Source organism: Aeromonas sp. (assembly GCF_050633025.1).
In the GTDB taxonomy this organism is placed as follows: Bacteria; Pseudomonadota; Gammaproteobacteria; order Enterobacterales; family Aeromonadaceae; genus Aeromonas.
The window spans coordinates 1-18,897 of the sequence record NZ_JBODRQ010000072.1; the positions used below are offsets into that span (position 1 = coordinate 1).

The following is an 18,897-nucleotide window of genomic DNA, read 5'->3' on the forward strand; positions in this document are numbered from 1 at the left end:
CGCACCATCCGCTGCACCCCGGCCGAGAGGGCAACACCCTTGTGGTCATAGCCCTGATGCACCCGATAGGAAATAGCGCGATCGTTGAACAGAGAAGCAAACACATGCTTGACCGCCGTCATGACGGCATCGATGCCACGTACGTTGAGGAAGGTCTCCTGCTGGCCGGCAAAGGAGGCGTCCGGCATATCCTCGGCGGTGGCGGAGGAGCGCACCGCAAACGAGGCACTCATGCCATCACCCAAACCGGCACTCAACTTTTCATAGGCAACCCGGATAGCCTGCTCCAGCTCGGGCTGGAACGGGGCGTCGATCACCCAGTCGCGGATCTGCTGACCGGCCCGGTTGAGGGCGGCGATATCGTCCACGTCGAGATTGTCGAGCAGATGGTGGATCTTGCCGTTGAGGCCGCTTGACTCCAGAAACTCGTTAAACGCAAAGGCGGTGGTAGCAAAGCCCCCCGGCACGGATACGCCGGCGCCAGAGAGGTTGCTGATCATCTCGCCAAGGGATGCGTTCTTGCCGCCAACTCGTTCTACGTCCTGCATTCCGAGTTGTTCGTACCAGAGCACGTACTGTTGCACTTGGATGTCTCCAGGTTGGTGGGCACCGATGCCATAGCACCTCGTGCGCCCGATTTAATCGATGAGGTTATGGGTAAGTCAGGTGCGTTATTGTCTGTTTCTTTTGTTGCCAACGACCATGAAAACGTTTTCTATTGATTTTCAAAAAAATCCCCGAGCAAGCGTTGGGGATGGTCGAATGACCGGAACATTCTACAATGGCGACACAAAAAGATAACGATTCAGGTTTGCAAGCCACTTCACAACTTGGGCACAGCAGACCGGTTGACAAAACTGGTATGGTTTCGGGAGATACTTCTCACCCCTTACCCCATGCGACCCCACCCGCGGTATCACAGGAGCCCTACGTGCACACCGTATTTTATGTTTCAGACGGCACCGCCATCACCGCCGAAGTGTTCGGCCACGCGGTACTGAGCCAGTTTCCGCTGGCCTTCGAGCAGATCACTATCCCCTTTGTGGAGACACTGGAGAAAGCCCGTCAGGTACGGATGCGGATCGACGAGCAGTTTCGCCAGACCGGGGTACGCCCCATTCTGTTTCACACCATCGTCGACCCGCTGGTACGGGAAGAGGTACTGAAATCGGAGGCGTGCGGCCACGACTTTCTCAATACCTTCGTCAGCCCGCTGGAGCAGGAGCTGGGGGTCAAAGCCGAGCCCCGCCTCCACCGCACCCACGGCATGGAGAACCGCAAGCTCTATGACGATCGCATCGAGGCGGTCAACTTTGCGCTGGCCAACGACGATGGCATCACCACCAAAGAGTACGACGAGGCAGACATCATCCTGATCGGGGTCTCCCGCTGCGGCAAGACCCCCACCAGCCTCTATCTGGCGCTGCAGTTTGGCATTCGCGCCGCCAACTACCCCTTTATCGAGCAGGACATGGGGATGCTGGAGCTGCCCGCCCCCCTCAAGGCCAACCGTCACAAGCTGTTTGGCCTCACCATAGCGCCGCAGCGGCTGCACGAGATCCGTAACCAGCGCCGTGCCAACAGCCGCTACTCCTCCATCGAACAGTGCGAGCAGGAGCTGGCCTGCGTGGAGCGGCTGTTTCGCCAGGAGGCGATCCGCTTTCTCGATACCAGCTCCCACTCGGTGGAGGAGATCAGCGCCAAGGTCCTCGAGGCGACCGGTCTGCGCCGCCAGCTCTGTTAAGCCAGCTTGACAGATATCGGCACCAACAAAAGATAAAAATTACAGTGTCGCGGCGAAAGTCAGCTGTTGCGAACTGTAATTCACATAGATGACAGTGAAAAGCGTGGATAAAAAAGGGATAAGCACCACAAATGCTTATCCCTCTTCTTGTCGACCTTGCCGTTGTGCCCTTGTCACCTGCTGCCAGTTAGCCGCTATTCGATTCCGTTCTGCGGCGCTCGGCAAACCGCCAGCGTTAACTAACGATTGAGCTCAGGGTTGTTCATCAACCGGGCATAGAAGGCCAGCAAACCGTGACGCAGGCGAACCCGCTCCGCCAGCCAGCCGCCAACGAGCGCCCCCGTTACCCCACCCACCAGCAACAGCGACTGCCAGTAGTGCAGCAACCCCTGATCACCGAGTAACAGCCAACCCAACAACATAATCGCGGCCACCAGCAACAGCAGCGGACTGGCGGCTATCACCAACCAGAGCGTCACCAGCACTCCCCGGGCAATCCCTTGTTGCAGCACGCTTTCGCGTTCCCTGTACTCCAACTCCCTGCACTCTTCCCTGTACTCTCGCTTGTTTGGCATCATTTGCATCCATTTGTGGCTTGGCACCACAAAAGCACACCAACAAGACAAAATGTCAATAAAACAGAATTCGATTGCACAAACATCAACCAAAAACTACCGAGAAGCCTCTTCAGATCATGAAAAAGCTGCCTTTGGTACAAAACACGGCCATTAGAGATGGAAAACAGGTGCATTCATGGCGGATTATCACTATTCTGCTTCGGTTGCCAGCCAACACTAAAAATTGAAAATTGCATGGCGTAACGAAATAAATACAGCTTTCGTCAGGTTTTGGCTACTCACTGCGGCCTGCTCAGGATGAGCCCAACACCGACCAGAGACAACAGAGACGTAAGGACAGACCCATGGATTTGAAACAAGACGGTGAGGAGCTGAAGCGCGGCCTTAAAAACCGCCACATTCAGTTGATTGCTTTGGGTGGCGCCATCGGCACCGGCCTCTTTCTGGGTATTGCCCAAACCATCAAGATGGCAGGCCCCTCGGTCCTGCTGGGGTATGCCATCGGCGGCTTTATCGCCTTCCTGATCATGCGCCAGCTCGGTGAAATGGTGGTGGAAGAGCCGGTAGCCGGTTCATTCAGCCACTTTGCCTACAAATACTGGGGCGAGTTTGCCGGTTTTGCGTCCGGCTGGAACTACTGGGTGCTCTACGTGCTGGTGAGCATGGCCGAGCTGACCGCGGTGGGCATCTATGTCCAGTACTGGTGGCCCGAGATCCCGACCTGGATGTCGGCAGCCTTCTTCTTCGTGCTGATCAACGCCATCAACCTCTCCAACGTCAAAGCGTTTGGCGAAATGGAGTTCTGGTTCGCCATCATCAAGGTGGTCGCCATCATCGGCATGATTGGCTTTGGCGGCTATCTGCTCCTCTCCGGTGCCGGCGGCCCAGAGGCGAGCGTCACCAACCTGTGGGCTCAGGGCGGCTTCTTCCCCAACGGCATCAGCGGTCTGGTGATGGCGATGGCGGTGATCATGTTCTCCTTTGGCGGTCTGGAGCTGGTCGGTATTACCGCCGCCGAAGCGGACAATCCCGAGAAGAGCATTCCCAAGGCCACCAATCAGGTGATCTACCGCATCCTCATCTTCTACATCGGCGCCCTGGCTATCCTGATGTCCCTCTATCCCTGGGGTAAAGTGGTGGAAGGCGGCAGCCCGTTCGTGATGATTTTCCACGCTCTGGACAGCAATCTGGTCGCCACCGTGCTCAACATCGTGGTACTGACGGCGGCACTGTCGGTCTACAACAGCTGCGTCTACTGCAACAGCCGGATGCTGTTCGGTCTGGCCAAACAGGGCAACGGCCCGAAAGCCCTGCTCAAGACCAACAAGAGCGGCGTGCCGCTGGTTGCCCTCTCGGTCTCGGCCATCGCCACCCTGCTCTGCGTACTGATCAACTACCTGATGCCGGGCAAGGCCTTCGGTCTGCTGATGGCGCTGGTGGTCTCCGCACTGGTGATCAACTGGGCGATGATCAGCCTCGCGCACCTCAAGTTCCGCAAGGCCAAGGTCGCAGAGGGTGTCCAGCCCAAGTTCAAGGCGTTCTGGTACCCCTTCGGCAACTACCTCTGCCTCGCGTTCATGGCTGGTATCCTGGTGATCATGTATATGACCCCCGATTTCCGCATCTCGGTCGAACTGATCCCCGCCTGGCTGGTGGTGCTGGGCATCGGCTTTATCATCAAGCGCAAAGGACAAGCCCAAAACAAGGTCGCTGCCAATCTGGGTTAATTCCCGCCGCGAGTGACATCAAGGCAAAACGCCGATCGGATGATCGGCGTTTTTTATTGCGCGCAGCCCAACTCACGGAGTAGCCGTAGCCCTCAGGAAGGCATCTCTTGCCGATGTTCCGGGCTGTTGACACAACACTCGTCGCGGAAAAAGACGATGATATCCTCCAGCACCGCGTATTGAGAGACGCACAGCAGGGTACGACTCTCCCGGTTTTGCTTCACCAGCCCAACCGAGACCAGTGCCGCAATATGGTGACTGAGGGTCAATCCCGGGATCGCCAGCTGCCTTTGCAGCTCACCCACCGACAGCCCCTGCCCCCGCCTTGATCTGATGCTTATTAATCATGCTGGCCGATACAGCGCAGATGTTTCTGGCGGTAGAGCTGTCGCTACTGTTTCTGGCCATTTGCACTGGGGTCAGCCTGATCCGACAGAAGATCTCCGACGAGAAGATCCAGCAGATGCAGAAAAATAATCAGGCTGCCGTCATAATCCCATAAAATCGCATCCAACTTCATTGCGTTACCTGTCTCGCCCGCAGCTATAAGTCATGCCATGTTACGTGGCTTGCTTCCTCTCGCCAAAGCGTGGCGATAAAAGATGTATAGACACTCCTGCGAATCGCAGAAGATTTAATGATAAACACAATAATAACGTAAGTAACCTCTGCCATACTCAGACGAAACATTTCCTTATGGCAAAACCGGAGCCTGATCATGGTAACCAACACTCCTCACACTGCAGATACCGAAGTTGAATTTACCGACACGGTCCAGTTGGTATCGACTACTGATCTCAAAGGCGACATCACCTACGCTAACCCGGCGTTTTGTCAGGTAGCAGGCTATAGCCTTGAAGAGATGCTGGGACAACATCACAACCTGGTACGCCACCCGGACATGCCCAAGGCGGCATTTGCCGATCTCTGGGCCCATCTAAAAGCGGGCAAGCCGTGGCGGGGCATAGTCAAAAATCGCTGCAAGGATGGCAGCTATTACTGGGTTGATGCCTATGTCACCCCGATCTATGAAAATGGCAAGATGGTGGGTTACCAATCCGTCCGTTGCCGACCCTCAGCAGAGCACAAAGCGCGTGCCAACAAGATGTACAAAACCCTTAAGGCCCGCGAAACAGACTCTGCCATTCACATGGGGCTACGCCTGGTCACGCCGACCATCATGACCATCCCCCTGCTGCTGCTCAGCGTGATCAGCGCGCTCTGGCTGCTCACACCACTGCAGGCACTCTGGATCATCATTCCCCTGTTGGCAGCCCTCTGGTTCAACCGTAACGCACTCTTCCTCACACCGCGATTCTTGCAGCAGCTCGAGCAGGATTATGACAGCATCAGCCGCCTTATCTTCTCGGGGGATGCCCCCCACAGCATTGCCGATTTCCATATCAAGCTCTGGCAGGCCAGAATCCGAACCGTGCTGGGAAGAGTCGATGACACCACCCTCTCGCTCAGCGCCATCGCCAACAACTTGAGTGGCTCGGCAGCGCTTGCCAGCAGAGATATCTCCTCGCAGGATATGCAAATTCAGCAAGTCGCTACTGCAGTCACCCAGATGGCATCTACTGCCGAAGAGATCAGCCGCAATATTCAGGACAGCAACAGCCAGATCGAAGAAGCCCGCCACCATTGCATCACCACCAGCACCCAGCTTTCGGAAGCGGGAGAAGAGATGTCGGCACTGGCCATCCAGGCGGAGCAGGCCTTCCAGTCAGCCGTCGAGCTGGCGAGTGAATCCGAGCGGATCGGCACCATCATGAGCGAAATTCGCGGCATTGCGGATCAAACCAACCTGCTGGCGCTCAATGCCTCCATCGAAGCGGCGCGGGCGGGCGATCATGGACGCGGCTTTGCCGTCGTGGCGGACGAAGTGCGCAGCCTGTCAACCAGAACCCACAGTGCGACAGAGCAGATCCAGAGCAGTATTGGCCATATCCAGCAAACCTTGGGGGGATGGAAAGAGATGATGCATCTCAATATGACAAGAACCAATGACTGTCTCGCCACCACCCGTGCAAGCACCGGCAACCTGAATCAGGTCGTGTTCGAGATAGACAAAGTCTCTGATTTTTCCAATCAAGTATCTACAGCGGTGACCCAACAAAAAGTGGTAATCGACGAAATAAGCATTAATATTAATCAGATATCATCGCTTTCTCACGACAACAGCCTGAAGATCGATCAGGTCAGTAAAACCAGTGCAAACTTGCAGAGCAAAGCGAGCCAGCTCAAGGACCTAAGCCGGACATTCGGATAGCCGCATGCTGATGAAGTCCATATAAACGAAGGGCTCCCCGTCTGGGGGCCCCTCTGTCTGCTGGCAACCCCCTGGACGCAGATCTCGGGGTTTGATCTAATTGCTGCATGGTCAATAAATGGGCTGCCCCATGCTCAGAGAGCCCGCCCCCAACAATTGGAGATCGAGATGGGATGATCGTCTCTTGCTCCCCATCTGCATCTTGCATAATCCCGCTCGTGTTGCATCATCGCTGGCATGACCAAAAAAACACCCGACACCCGCGGTTCACTCTCTGACTCTCGAGCAGGCCCACGAACTCATATATAAGCTGCTGGACCGGATTACCGAGTTGGAGGACCGTCTCAACCAGCACAGCGGCAACTCTGCCAAGCCCCCTCCAGTGTTGGGCCTGGAAGTGCTCCGCCTCGACGGCTACCGGTCACACCGTGGGGAGTTGTTTCGTCAGCGTATCCTGCCGTTGATGGTGACGGCCAAACGCATGAGGCGTTCTCCAGCGGGGTGGCTGCGCACCATCATCCGGGCCTGCATCGAGAAAACGGATTATCCCATACCTGTCAAGTTGTGTGAGTCAAGCCCCGGCTGGTGGACGTTACTTTACTCCAGCTATGACATAGTCATGTGGCATTCGATGGCAAGAGCGTACCGCGCCGCTTCGGAATTGCCCCGTATCTAGATGGCTGCAGCGAAAGAGGGTCACGAAATAGCAAGCTGATGGCAAACATGCCATAAAAAAATCACATATTTTTTCAAAATAACACATAACCAGCATCATGGGAATGATTACCACAATGTAAAATAGACTTTTTTGAATCCCGTATAACTTTTTTAATTTGGATCTTTTTGAATCCCACCAGTGCGTGTATAAATCTCCATCGCACCCAGGATGGTGCTCTATAAGATGGAGTTTAGAAATAATGAAGAAAACATCGTTAGCACTGGCGATCACAGCACTGCTGTCGGCGCTGCCAGTTGCATCTGTTCAGGCAAATGAAAGTTGTGCCCCCCTGACCGGCAAGGAGGCTGGGCTGGATACCGGTCGCAGCAGCAGCGAGCGCTGTCTGCCCGGCATCAACCCGCTGCAGGATCAACAGTGGTACCTGCTCAACAGTGGCCAGGATGCCTTCAGTGCCCGTAGTGGATTGGCGGGTAACGACCTCAACCTCTGGTGGGCTCACCGCATCGGCGTACTGGGTCAGGGGGTCAATGTAGCCGTGGTGGATGATGGTCTGGCCATCACCCACCCAGATCTATCCGACAACATCCGTCCGGGCTCAAAAAACGTGGTGACCGGCAGCGATGACCCCACCCCGACCGATCCGGATACGGCGCACGGCACTTCGGTTTCCGGCATCATAGCAGCGGTAGACAACGCCATCGGCATCAAGGGGATCGCCCCGCGGGCCCAGCTGCAGGGGTTCAACCTGCTGGATGACAACAGCCAGCAACTGCAGAAAGATTGGCTCTACGCCCTTGGCGCCAGTGATGCTAGCCGCGATAACCGGGTGTTCAACCAGAGCTATGGCATGAGCCTGGTCGATCCCCGTCCGGCCAACGATCTGGATCAGGCCCAGCTCGACCGACTGTTCGAACAGCAAACCCTCAAGGCGCAGAGCGCCGCCTATATCAAGGCTGCCGGCAACGGCTTCAACAAGATAGCGGCGGGCGCCTATGTGCTCAATCGCACCGGCAACGGCCCCAAATTGCCGTTTGAGAATAGCAATATCGATCCCTCAAACAGCAACTTCTGGAACCTGGTGGTGAGCGCGCTCAACGCAGATGGCGTCAGATCCTCCTACTCCAGCATCGGCAGCAACGTCTTCCTGAGCGCGACCGGCGGCGAATATGGCACCAACTCTCCGGCGATGGTGACCACGGATCTGCCCAACTGCGACATGGGCTACAACCGCACCGATGAGCCCAGCACCAACCGGCTGCACGGCAACCCGCAACTGGATGCCAGCTGCGACTACAACGGCGTGATGAACGGCACCTCCTCCGCCACCCCCAGCACCTCCGGCGCTATGGCGCTGCTGATGTCCGCCTACCCGGATCTGTCGGTGCGTGATCTGCGGGATCTGCTGGCGCGCAGCGCAACCCGGGTCGATGCCAAACATCAACCTGTGATGGTCAGCTACACCAGCAGCACCGGTAAGGTGCGCGAGGTGAAGGGGCTGGAAGGGTGGGAAAATAACACCGCCGGTATGTGGTTCAGCCCCACTTATGGTTTTGGCCTGATCGACGTCAACAAGGCCCTTGCACTGGCAGCCAGTCACCAACCCCTCTCCCCGCTGGTACAACTGCCTTGGCAGAAAATCAATGTCACCGGCAGTGCCGCTGCCATTGCAGATGCAGGCAATAGTCCGACCAGCTCAACAACCCGCATCGCGACACCATTGACGGTGGAAGCGGTTCAGGTGATGGTCAGTCTTGATCACCAGCGCCTTCCCGACCTACTGATCGAGCTGGTCTCTCCCTCCGGCACTCGCAGTATCCTTTTGAGCCCACTCAACAGTCTGGTCGGCCAATCTCTCGACCAACAGCAGCTGGGCTTTGTACGAACCAAGGGATTGCGAGACATGCGCCTGCTCTCCCACAAGTTCTACGGTGAATCGGCCGAAGGGCTGTGGCGACTGGAGGTAACCGATATAGCCAGCGGTAGCCGTCAGGTCTCTCTGCTCAATCGCAAAACTTGGGCGCGCACCACCCTGACCGAGCGCAATAATCGTCAACCGGGCAAGCTGATCTCATGGTCCCTACGGGTCCTGGGTCACGATGCCAATCGCAGCTAACACGCTAGGAGTATTACCATGAACAAACCTGTTACCTTGCTTCTGGCGACCCTGTTGGCCCCCCTCTCGGGACAGCTCTGCGCCGAAGACGTCACCATGGACGGCAAGCAGTACAACACCATAGAGGTGAACGGCCAGACCTACCTCATTCCCGACAATGGCAGCAAGACGCGGGTCGCCCGCAGTCTTGACAGCAAGGTCCCACAGCAGACCCTGCGCCGCGGCGATGTGTTAATGCAAGGGGCCGCCAGCCCTGAGCTCACCGTCAGCGGTACCCTGCTGGTGGAAGCTGACGATGCCAACGCCACCGCACTGGCAAGCCGCCACGGCCTGAGTTTCAAACAGAGCAGTGGCGGTATCGCCCTGCTCGAGGCCAAACCAGGCTCCGACCTCAACGCCATCGCAACCAAGCTCAGGAGCGAAGGGGTGAAGGTGCAGATCGAGCTGTCCGGGGCAATCAAGCAGCCCAAATAGGGCAATACGCTACTTGGATATCTCTCGATATCCATAATATCGAGATGAAAGCCTGTCTCTGATACAAAAAGTCCCTGGCCGATGCCGGGGACTTTTGTATACGAGACAGCCTATCGAGGCCATGTTATTCAAGACAATGGGAAGGCAGGATGAACAAATCCCTGGTAACCATCGATATGCAACTTGGAAAGCAGTTCCACTTGATGTTGATCCTCGACACGGGTCGCAATGGTGATCACCCCAGCATTGTGTGCGGCACGGCACACTGCGGCCAGGAATGATGTGTCTGCCCCCGGTTCCATGACCTGACTGGTATAACCGTGATCGACTTTGACATACGCAGGCAACAACTCCTCCAGATAGCCCAGAGACTGGAAGTGACGGCCATAGTGGTCGACCCCCCACTGGAAACCATGAGCTTGCAAGGTGCTAACCAACGCAGCCACGTTGTCTTTATGTTTCATGATGGCAGCTTCAGGTATTTCAAATAACAACCGCTCTTTCAGATCAGCTTGCTCGGTCAGATAGCGCGTCAGCCAGGTTAAAAACTCATCCGAGCAGAGCGAGCCAGCAGTAATGTTGATCGCCAACACCAAATCAGACTGCTTTTGCAATAAAGGAATGCAAGCACTCAGCACCGCCTGATCAAACTCACCACCCAGTTTGAACTGCTCAATGGCGGGTAAGAACTGACCGGCAAAATAATCTGTGCCATCCCGAGAGATAGAAGCAAACAGCTCGGCATGCAATCTGACGCCATCATCAAATCGGCAAGCTGGTTGGGCTTTAAAGCGCCAAAGTTGCCGTGAAATAGCATCTTGTACCAGATCTCGCCAGGCCAAGCGCCCCATCAAACCTTGCTCGGTGCCACCTTCCATCACCACAGAACCACGGCGTTCATTGCGCGCCTTGCCAAGCGCATTATCAGCTTTGGTCAACAAGGCAGAGAGATCATCATTACCATCGCGTCCTGCAATACCGATGACAGAGAGCGCACTACCTTCACCCATTGGATTCACCACCAGATCGGCAATGCGACTATTAATCACTTCTGCCAACTCTTTTAGCTGTGTGAGATCATCTGTTGGACAGAGCAACGCATATTCCGTTGCAGAAATCCGAGCCAAAGCTGCGCCGTTCCACCCATTTAACTGCTCTTTCATGGCTTGGGCTATCGATTTGACCATGTTGTCTCGAGCCGCAAAGCCTTCATCGCGATAGATATCATCCAGCATATCGACCGCAACCAGCATGACACCACCTTGACCAGCCTCCGCTATCCATGCGTTTACCTGGCCCACAAAATAGGCTCGGTTGCCAAGTCCCGACACGGCATCGACGTAAACCCGCTCACGCAATTTCTCGGCCTCATCGGCTTGCTCTTTGAACTGCAACGCCAACTTGCTTGAGAGAGTGTTGATAGCCTGAACGACCTGCTTCAATTCATGGGTTTTAGGCTCCGGGATCGTATGACCGAAATGGTGCAGCTCGATCTCGACGGCTTGATCACAGATCTGTTTGAGTGGCTTGAGTAGGTAGTTGAGTGCTCTCATCAACAAAATTGTGGTGATCAAAAAGCCAACCAGAAACCAGCTCGCCAGCTCACTCATCCCTCGCCACAACTCGTGATAAGCCTGGCCGGGGTGACCAACCACTTTTAATTTTCCCAGCTGCAACCAGCCAGAGGTCAGAATTGACTCGTTGGACACCTCAGGAAACAGCCCCAAATTTACAAACCACTGTGGCACCCCCTGAATGTTGTAGGTATTCTCCTGCTCGATGACATCCTTTGATGCCAGCAGGTCAAGACGAACCTGCCGATAATAGCCGCCATCAAAAACGGCCTGGATCACCGACTCGGCACCAACCTTGTCTCCATTCTCCAGATAGGGAGTGAGCGCAAGCCCCAACGAGGTTGCCGTATTGATGACCGTTGTTTCCTGCTGCTGCGCCAAATAAGTACGGGTTGAATTGAATTGCACCCAGTATGTGGCCGCAAACAACAATCCAAACAGCAGCAGCATGGTAGCTAATAACTGTCGATAGAGCGTCATAGGTTAATCATCCAAATTCACCACTGGCCGAGCCAATCGCCCTGATGTCATGCGATTGCGTAAATCATTCCATAATCCCAAGCGGGATGATTGACCAGCCAGTTCCCCTTGGCCTCTCGCCTTCATCAACCACAAGTGACTACCGTTAAAACTATAAATAGGCACCAGATCACGCCGCTGTGTGGCAGGGCGAATCGAGCCTATCAAATTATCCAAAATCACCGGAACGGAAGAGGGTGTCTCATAATATGCCACCACCATGTGAAACTGGTTGTAATCAAGAGCCTTTACGTACACCATCCGCATTTTATCATCCGGGATCCCAAGTTCGAGCAGCGTAGAGTATTTGGCGATGCTGAAATCTTCACAGTCGCCTCCGGCAGCCCCCAGAAACTCCAGCGGGGTTGCCCAATAATCCTTTTTACGCCACAACTTGGTATCGTCAATAAAACGCATCCGATTGAAAAAATTATTGACCCGCTCGAGCTTTTTCTCTTCGCTCAGAGCCCTACCCTTTGTCTCCATGACCAGCATACGCCAACTGGTTACACGCTTGCCGGCTCTGGCGCCATAGCTCTGCTCCGCCCGCTTGATCAAGTTGAGATCTTCTTGTGGCAGAGGCTGGCTGGCACAGAGCAGAAGTGAGAAGGGTAACAGCAGGATCCATAAAACGTGGCGCAGAGCGCGTAGCAATCGGCATCTCCATTCATTGAAGAGATAACACCATCTGCTACCGGTTCCGCGCTGGAGTGTCACATCATATTCCTGCTGCATTATCGCTGCTGCACTCCACAAAGCCCATGCAACCACCTGCTTGAGCCAAACATGGTGACTGCCACCGCAGTCACCATGTCAGCATTCATCATCCCGGCGGGATTATGGGCAAACGGTTATTGCCGGGCCTGCCATTCAGCGGGTTGCTTTACACTAAATGCATTGAGCAGGCTGCCTGTCGCATTGAGAATGCGATAGTCCGCCAGCAGAGCATCATACTCCGCAGTGATATAGCTGCGACGCGCCTCGAACAATTCGTTCTCGGTGTTCAATACGTCCAGCAATGTCCGCTGACCCAAGCCAAACTGCTTCTTGTATGCCTGTACGGTGTCATAGCTGGCATCAACATGCTCTTTCAGGAAGGTCTTTTGTTTGGTCAACGACTCTTTTGCATTCCAGGCCAGACGAGTGCCTTCCTCTACCTGGCGGAAGGCATTCAGATGAATGTCTTTCGCCTGAGAGTAGAGCGCCGATGTTGCATTGCTCTCTGCCACATCTGAACCGCCACGGAACAGGTTATAACGCATCCGCACCATGGCGGTCAGATCATCGTTACGCCCTTTGACCGCATCGACATCCTCATTCCAGTTCTGATCGACCTCGAATGTCACATTGGGGTAGAAACCGGATTTGGCCCCTTCATGCTGATACTTGGCCGCTTCGACATCCTGCAGGGAAGAGAGCAGGGTCGGATGAACTTCGGTCGCCGTTTTCAAGGCAGTATCGAGGCTGGTCGGGATAAGCGCGGTATTGGGAACCGGTTGAACCAGATCTTTTGGTACCTCGTTCACGACACGAATAAATTCACTCTCTGCGTCGCGATAGTTGTTTTCTGCAGCGGCCTGATTTGAATAGGCCCGGGCAACACGACCATCAATCTGGGTCTGGTCCGCAGTAGAGCCCAGCCCTGAATCAGTGCGCTTGCGGATATCGCTGCGGATCTGCTCGTGAGTTTCCAGATTCTGTTTGGAGAGTTCCAGGATCTCCTGCTGGCGCAGCATATTGAGGTAGACCTCAGCCACTCGCAACGCAGTATTTTCTGCTTCGGAGATCATCGCCAGACGCTGGGCATTGGCTTCAGCTTCGGTTCGGGAGACGTTGTTGCTGACATCAAAGCCATCAAACAACATCTGTCGCAAGCTGAGTCCAGCCTCTTTGCGAGTCATGGAGTCATCAATATTGCTATTGGCACGAGTTGAAGGGCTATCAGTTTTTTCATAGCCTACGCCGCCACGCAGATCGATCGTTGGATAATAGCCACCCTTGGCTCCATCATGCTGATAAAGTCGTGCCTGATAAAGATCAAACGCTTCCTTGATCTTGGGATGCGTGGCGAGTGTTTGTGTCACCGACTCCTCCAGAGTCTGGGCCTGACCCAGGCCCGGGATCAGGGTGACGCCACTGACCAGCATGGCAACAATCGTTTTTTTCATGTTATCTCCAGTCATAATTTGTTTTTAGATTGTTGGCTTATCGTTCTCTCAGTGCCGACTGCTTTGCCCGTAAAATCGGCTTAAGCAAATAGTCTAGGACACTTTTTTTACCAGTAATGATATCAGCACTGGCTAACATACCGGGGATGATGGGAAGTGCGTTAAGCTCATCGCCCAAGTAACTCTTCTCGGTACGCACTCGAACCAGATAGAAGGAGTTTCCCTCCTCATCCTGGATCGAATCCGCACTTATCTGTTCAACCTTGCCATGCAATCCTCCATAGATTGTAAAGTCGTAGGCAGTAATTTTGACGATGGCATCCAGCCCCGGTCGCAGGAAGGCGATATCTTTCGGTGACACCTTGGCTTCTACCAGCAAGGTATCCTCCAGCGGCACAATCTCCATCAAATCCATACCGGGCTGCACCACGCCGCCCAGGGTGTTGATCTTGAGCTTTTTGATGGTGCCCTTGAGCGGTGCCATCACGCTGGTCCGGTCAACCCTGTCTCGCAAGCCAACCTGCCCTTCTGACAACCGCCCCAGTTGTCCCTGCTTTTCATTCAACTCGGTTTGGGAGTCAGCCCTGAATGTAAGCGCTATGTCATTGCGCTTTGATATGGTCTCACGCAGCACCGAATTGAGTTTGGGAATAAGCAGGCGATTGCTCTCCAACTCCCCCTGCATCTCGTTGACCTGCCGCTCCAGCTTGATTAGCTCCACTTGAGGCACAATGCCCTCTTTCGCCAGTGGACGGCTAATATTAAGCTCCTGTCTGGCCAGATCCACACTGCGGTTCACGGTGCGAATTTTGGCGTTCAGTTCGATCAGCTCCTGCTCTTTCTGCTCGATTTGCTGACCAAGAATATAGAGCTGGTTCTTCAGGTTATTCAGACGATCTCGCTGTACCGAGCGCTCACGGCTGGCATATTCGGCAAAGACGGTTTCATAACCATCGGGGAACTGGATTGGTGCTTCACCTACCATGACCTGTTCACGCCACCCCAGTGCCGGGTCGTTTTTCACCTCGACGCTGGCCATCTCGGCGCGCAGACGTGCAACATCCCCCTTCAAGGTGACAACCTCTTGCTCACGTTCTCTAAAATCGGAGCGGAAACGGGTGTCATCGATGCGCAACAGCGGCTGCCCCTTTTCGACGATATCCCCCTCTTTAACGAAGATCTCCTTGACGATCCCCCCTTCCAGATTCTGTATCACCTGCAGCTGACGGGACGGAATAACCTTACCCTGACCCACGGTGACTTCATCGAGCTCGGCCCAAGCAGCCCAGACAATCGCACTCATGAAAAATAGAAAACAGCACCACAACAGGATACGCGCTCCGGTCGGCGTATTCAGCAGCACAGCTGCCGCGCCGTCATCGACAAACTCAAGATGCTCGGGTGGCGGCAACACATCACCGGAAGGGGCCTGTCTGCTGCGCTTGAACCAGTCCATGATTCCCTTAACCATGGGACACCTCCTTCACACGCACCTTGCCCTCCTTCAACAGCTGCAACACCACCTCTTTGGGACCATCGGCCACGATCTGCCCCTGCTCGATGACGATCACCCTCGATGCCACATCCAGCATTGAGGTTTTGTGAGTGATGAGGATCAATGTGGTTTCTGGGCCGAGTCGAGCCAACTCCTGTTTCACCTGCATCTCGGACTGATTGTCCATGTTGGAGGTCGGCTCATCCATCACCAAAATAGGGGGATCATTGAGCAGGGCGCGAGCCAGCAGGATCGCCTGACGCTGACCACCAGAGAGCTGGCGCCCCCCCTCACCAATCTGCCGATCCAGCCCATTGGGATCCCGGTTGGTAAAGTTGGTGACGCCCGCCCGTTTAGCCGCACGCAGTACCCGCACATCATCCACCAGTGGATTGCCCAGCATGATGTTGTCGCGCACTGAACCAAAGAAAAGGATGACATCTTGCGGGACACAGCCGATATTGCGACGGATCACCGAGGGAGGTAACTGGTCTATTTCGAAACCATCGATCCGGACCGAACCATCGGTCGGTCGATACAACCCCATCAACAGCTTCTCGAGGGTCGTTTTACCCGCCCCAATCCGACCAATAATCGCCACTTTTTCGCCTGGCTGAATACGCAAATTGATATTGTGCAGAGTGCTGGTTTCCATGCCCGGATATTTGAACGAGACATTCTCGAATTCAATTCGACCAGCAATCACCGGGTGATGAATATATTGCTTGCCCTCCTCCTGCTCCCCCGGGGTTTGCATGATTTTTTCCAGAATATCCAGCGCCGACTTGGCCTGGTTATAACGGGTCGACAACACTGAAAGTTGCACCATGGGGGCAATTGCACGGCTGGAGAGCATCACAGCAGCGATCATGCCGCCCATGGTTACCAAGCCTTCAGAGATCTGATAAACACCCACGATCACCAGACCGACCGTCACCACCTGTTGAATATAACTGGCCAGCGAGGACATGGCATTGGTAATGCGTCGGGTCTGCACACCCCAGGTAGAAATATGGGAGACGGCCTGCTCCCAGCGATGCTGGAACATGCTCTCGGCACCGAAAATTTTGACGGTTTCTAGTCCGGAAATACTTTCTATCAGGTTGGCATTTTTCTGGGATGCAAGGCGTGATCCTTCTTCGATGGACTGCTTGAGGGGTTCCTGAATATAGAAGCTGTAGGCGATCAGGATCAACATAGCCACGATGGGCACAACGACCATCACACCGGCAAACATCCAGATAATAAAAAGGAAGAAAATGGCAAAGGGCAGATCAATAAGAGTAGAAACCGTTGCAGAAGTAAAAAACTCCCGCACCGATTCAAATTCCTGCAGATGCTTGGCAAAGGCGCCGGTGGAAGCGGGACGTGACTCCATCCGCATTCCCATTACCTTGGCAAAAATCTTGGCCGACAGCAGCACATCGGACTTTTTACCGGCTATATCGATGAAGTAACTACGCAACTGGCGCATCACAAAATCGAAGGTAAAAACCACCATGGCCCCGACCGCCAGCACCCAGAGTGAATCAAACGCCAGATTGGGCACAATCTTGTCATAGACATTCATGGTAAAAAGCGGACTTGCGATAGCAAACAGGTTGATCAAAATGGAGGCGATCAACACATCTCGATAAATACCGCGGGATTCGAGCAATGTACTCCAGAACCAGTGTCCATCACGGGTTTCCAGCACTTTGGGAGAGCGTTCGTCAAATTTGAACTGTTTCTTCACATAGAAAAGGCGACCGAGATACTCATCACCCAGCTGGGCTGCCGTCAACCACTGAGTTGCATCACCGGCCTGCGGGAAAATCACTTTCCCCTGGCTACGATCTTCGTTCCACTCCAGTAATATGCAGGCGCCACCACTGCGCATCTGCAATACACAGGGCAGCAGCAAGGGAGAGATATCGGTCAGCGGTTGGATCACTTCACGAGCGGATAGGCCGCCCCGCTCGGCAGCGCGACAAAAGAGTGCGGTTGTCAAACGTCCAGAAACCAGCGGCAACCCGGTCGTCAGGGCATCCTGACTGTTGGGAACACCATAAAAACGGGTCAAGAAGACCAGGCACTCCAATAACTCATCGATACGACTTGTTTCTGCTTGCATAGCATCCTGTCACTGCATAAACGAGGTCGATACAAGCATGCATCGCTCATATTTTCCCTTTAAATTAGCCACGCCAAAACCGAGTGGCCTTCCCACTGACGAGCCTGTTCGGAGGATAACCCTGTCCAGACAGATCGCCCCCTCAATGCTCCATGCCCTTCACCACAACAAGGGCCGCATTGTACTTATATTGGTAAAAAATGCCTGAACAACACAATGCTAACACCAAAAGGGGAAAATCAAGATCCAAATGAACCCAACATGAATTATATCTCAGACTATTGCCCCCCAGATTTCAGAAAACAGGGCTTTCTCATCAAACAAAATCAATACGTTACGATGACGATTTTGGCTTTGTCAGCAATCAATGACATGGATTATGTCTTGTCACTATATCAACCAACACGTACCGAAACTATAGCTTAGGGTATGAACTTTTTTATATAACTCCATGTTTTACGTGAAAATAATATCACAGAACCCAATTACAGGTCAGAAAGCATGAAGGACCTGCCCAATGCGGACCCTTGCGGGCCGCTCAATGAAAGGACTTTGGCAATGTCCGCCATGGCCGTCCAGCGATTTTCACACCAGGCTGGCGCCAACAGGGTTGGGCGGCGCGCGGAGGCCGAAATCCGGTGGTACACTACCTCGGGCGGAGTGTGCTGGATTATGGCAACGGCCGCTTCTACATAGTGCTCCAGCGTCAATACCTCCAGCCGCCCCGCCTGCCACGCTTTGCCGAGAGTACTGCCTTCAACCACATGAAGCGGATGCAGCTTGATCCCCTCAACACCGGTCTCCACGATGCGATGCAGGGTATCGAGGCTGTCCATCGGCACCTCGCCCGGCAGACCGACGATCAGATGAGCACATACCTTGATGCCACGCTGATGAGCACGTCTTACCGCATCCTCATAGGCGGCATAACCGTGGCCACGATTGATCCGTTGCAGGGTCTTGTCATTGGCACTTTGCAGCCCGAGCTCCAGCCATACCTCGTAACCCCGAGCCTGATAGCCCGCCAGCAGATCCAGCACCGCATCCGGCACACAATCGGGGCGAGTGCCCACGCAGAGCCCCACCATATCGCTCACTGACAGCGCCTCTTCATACATCCGCTGCAGATACTCCACCTCGGCATAAGTACTGGTATAGGCCTGAAAGTAGGCGAGATAACGCTTGGCACGGGTGACTTCGTCCCGGCGAGCCAATAATTGTTGTACTACGGAAAGTTGCTGGGCCGACTCGTCGGCGAAAGAGGATACGTTGCAGAAGGTGCAGCCACCTCGGCCCAGCGTGCCGTCACGATTCGGGCAGGTGAAGGCACCGTGGATGGAGAGTTTGTGGATCTTCTGACCGTGACGCTGCTTAAGATCCTGACCAAATGTATTGACGAGTTCGTGTAACTGCATGACACCTCCGCTAAAGGAGCGCCATT

15 protein-coding genes and 2 pseudogenes are annotated in these 18,897 nt (G+C 54.5%); 8 read left to right on the forward strand and 9 right to left on the reverse strand.

Annotation, left to right across the window (positions count from 1 at the left end):
• Window positions 1-584, reverse strand: a 584-nt coding sequence (locus tag ACRAUW_RS11030) for a PEP/pyruvate-binding domain-containing protein (RefSeq protein ID WP_431362317.1), incomplete at its 3' end; no start/stop codon positions are given.
• Window positions 585-931: 347 nt separating this feature from the next.
• Between ACRAUW_RS11030 and ppsR the strand changes: the two genes are divergently transcribed.
• Complete coding sequence (gene ppsR / locus ACRAUW_RS11035) at window positions 932-1,744, forward strand: posphoenolpyruvate synthetase regulatory kinase/phosphorylase PpsR (RefSeq protein ID WP_005344832.1); 813 nt, start codon at window positions 932-934, stop codon at window positions 1,742-1,744.
• A gap of 239 nt (window positions 1,745-1,983) precedes the next feature.
• Here the strand turns inward: ppsR and ACRAUW_RS11040 are convergent, their stop codons facing one another.
• Complete coding sequence (locus tag ACRAUW_RS11040) at window positions 1,984-2,280, reverse strand: hypothetical protein (protein ID WP_431362318.1); 297 nt, start codon at window positions 2,278-2,280, stop codon at window positions 1,984-1,986.
• Window positions 2,281-2,666: 386 nt separating this feature from the next.
• On the opposite strand from ACRAUW_RS11040, the gene ACRAUW_RS11045 reads away from it, so the two are divergent.
• Window positions 2,667-4,049 carry an amino acid permease gene (locus tag ACRAUW_RS11045; protein ID WP_431362319.1) on the forward strand — a complete coding sequence of 461 codons (1,383 nt, stop codon included), beginning with the start codon at window positions 2,667-2,669 and terminating at the stop codon, window positions 4,047-4,049.
• Between the two features lie 92 nt (window positions 4,050-4,141).
• Here the strand turns inward: ACRAUW_RS11045 and ACRAUW_RS11050 are convergent, their stop codons facing one another.
• Window positions 4,142-4,354 carry a hypothetical protein gene (locus ACRAUW_RS11050; RefSeq protein ID WP_431362320.1) on the reverse strand — a complete coding sequence of 71 codons (213 nt, stop codon included), beginning with the start codon at window positions 4,352-4,354 and terminating at the stop codon, window positions 4,142-4,144.
• 41 nt (window positions 4,355-4,395) lie between these two features.
• Between ACRAUW_RS11050 and ACRAUW_RS11055 the strand changes: the two genes are divergently transcribed.
• From ACRAUW_RS11055 to ACRAUW_RS11080, 6 genes and pseudogenes are all read left to right on the forward strand, one after another.
• Window positions 4,396-4,551: a hypothetical protein gene (locus ACRAUW_RS11055; protein WP_431362321.1), complete on the forward strand. Its 156-nt coding sequence runs from the start codon at window positions 4,396-4,398 to the stop codon at window positions 4,549-4,551.
• Window positions 4,552-4,767: 216 nt separating this feature from the next.
• The gene (locus ACRAUW_RS11060; protein ID WP_431362322.1) at window positions 4,768-6,321 is read left to right on the forward strand and encodes a methyl-accepting chemotaxis protein; all 1,554 of its coding nucleotides are present in this window, start codon (window positions 4,768-4,770) and stop codon (window positions 6,319-6,321) included.
• A gap of 274 nt (window positions 6,322-6,595) precedes the next feature.
• A pseudogene (locus ACRAUW_RS11065) lies at window positions 6,596-6,735 on the forward strand (DUF6444 domain-containing protein); the annotation flags it as partial.
• Window positions 6,734-6,898 (forward strand): annotated as a pseudogene (locus ACRAUW_RS11070) (IS66 family transposase); the annotation flags it as partial. The pseudogenes ACRAUW_RS11065 and ACRAUW_RS11070, both read left to right, overlap by 2 nt.
• A 340-nt stretch (window positions 6,899-7,238) precedes the next feature.
• Window positions 7,239-9,113 (forward strand): serine protease Asp, encoded by a 1,875-nt coding sequence (gene asp / locus ACRAUW_RS11075; RefSeq protein WP_431362323.1) that lies wholly within the window; start codon window positions 7,239-7,241, stop codon window positions 9,111-9,113.
• A gap of 18 nt (window positions 9,114-9,131) precedes the next feature.
• Window positions 9,132-9,587, forward strand: a complete 456-nt coding sequence (locus ACRAUW_RS11080; protein WP_431362324.1) for a serine protease chaperone — start codon at window positions 9,132-9,134, stop codon at window positions 9,585-9,587.
• A 128-nt stretch (window positions 9,588-9,715) separates the two neighbouring features.
• Here ACRAUW_RS11080 and ACRAUW_RS11085 read toward each other — a convergent pair whose 3' ends face one another.
• The 6 genes from ACRAUW_RS11085 to ACRAUW_RS11110 all read right to left on the reverse strand — a co-directional run bounded on the left by ACRAUW_RS11085 (window position 9,716) and on the right by ACRAUW_RS11110 (window position 18,871).
• Window positions 9,716-11,641, reverse strand: a complete 1,926-nt coding sequence (locus ACRAUW_RS11085) for an EAL domain-containing protein (protein ID WP_431362325.1) — start codon at window positions 11,639-11,641, stop codon at window positions 9,716-9,718.
• 3 nt (window positions 11,642-11,644) lie between these two features.
• On the reverse strand, window positions 11,645-12,397 hold the full coding sequence (locus ACRAUW_RS11090) for a transglutaminase-like cysteine peptidase (protein WP_431362329.1): 753 nt from the start codon (window positions 12,395-12,397) through the stop codon (window positions 11,645-11,647).
• Between the two features lie 134 nt (window positions 12,398-12,531).
• Complete coding sequence (locus ACRAUW_RS11095; protein ID WP_431362330.1) at window positions 12,532-13,848, reverse strand: TolC family outer membrane protein; 1,317 nt, start codon at window positions 13,846-13,848, stop codon at window positions 12,532-12,534.
• Between the two features lie 37 nt (window positions 13,849-13,885).
• Window positions 13,886-15,319, reverse strand: coding sequence for an HlyD family type I secretion periplasmic adaptor subunit (locus tag ACRAUW_RS11100; RefSeq protein ID WP_431362326.1), 1,434 nt, complete (start codon window positions 15,317-15,319; stop codon window positions 13,886-13,888).
• Window positions 15,312-17,456: a type I secretion system permease/ATPase gene (locus tag ACRAUW_RS11105; RefSeq protein ID WP_431362327.1), complete on the reverse strand. Its 2,145-nt coding sequence runs from the start codon at window positions 17,454-17,456 to the stop codon at window positions 15,312-15,314. Before ACRAUW_RS11105 ends, ACRAUW_RS11100 begins: the two co-directional genes overlap by 8 nt.
• Window positions 17,457-17,941: 485 nt before the next feature.
• The gene (locus tag ACRAUW_RS11110; RefSeq protein WP_431362328.1) at window positions 17,942-18,871 is read right to left on the reverse strand and encodes a TIGR01212 family radical SAM protein; all 930 of its coding nucleotides are present in this window, start codon (window positions 18,869-18,871) and stop codon (window positions 17,942-17,944) included.
• Between the last annotated feature and the right edge of the window lie 26 nt (window positions 18,872-18,897).

Coding starts and splice junctions, on each gene's coding strand:
- ACRAUW_RS11045 (WP_431362319.1), top strand. CDS start 2,667: ATGGATTTGAAACAAGACGGTGAGGAGCTGAAGCGCGGCCTTAAAAAC.
- ACRAUW_RS11055 (WP_431362321.1), top strand. CDS start 4,396: ATGCTGGCCGATACAGCGCAGATGTTTCTGGCGGTAGAGCTGTCGCTA.
- ACRAUW_RS11060 (WP_431362322.1), top strand. CDS start 4,768: ATGGTAACCAACACTCCTCACACTGCAGATACCGAAGTTGAATTTACC.
- asp (WP_431362323.1), top strand. CDS start 7,239: ATGAAGAAAACATCGTTAGCACTGGCGATCACAGCACTGCTGTCGGCG.
- ACRAUW_RS11080 (WP_431362324.1), top strand. CDS start 9,132: ATGAACAAACCTGTTACCTTGCTTCTGGCGACCCTGTTGGCCCCCCTC.
- ACRAUW_RS11085 (WP_431362325.1), bottom strand. CDS start 11,641: ATGACGCTCTATCGACAGTTATTAGCTACCATGCTGCTGCTGTTTGGA.
- ACRAUW_RS11095 (WP_431362330.1), bottom strand. CDS start 13,848: ATGAAAAAAACGATTGTTGCCATGCTGGTCAGTGGCGTCACCCTGATC.
- ACRAUW_RS11100 (WP_431362326.1), bottom strand. CDS start 15,319: ATGGTTAAGGGAATCATGGACTGGTTCAAGCGCAGCAGACAGGCCCCT.
- ACRAUW_RS11105 (WP_431362327.1), bottom strand. CDS start 17,456: ATGCAAGCAGAAACAAGTCGTATCGATGAGTTATTGGAGTGCCTGGTC.
- ACRAUW_RS11110 (WP_431362328.1), bottom strand. CDS start 18,871: ATGCAGTTACACGAACTCGTCAATACATTTGGTCAGGATCTTAAGCAG.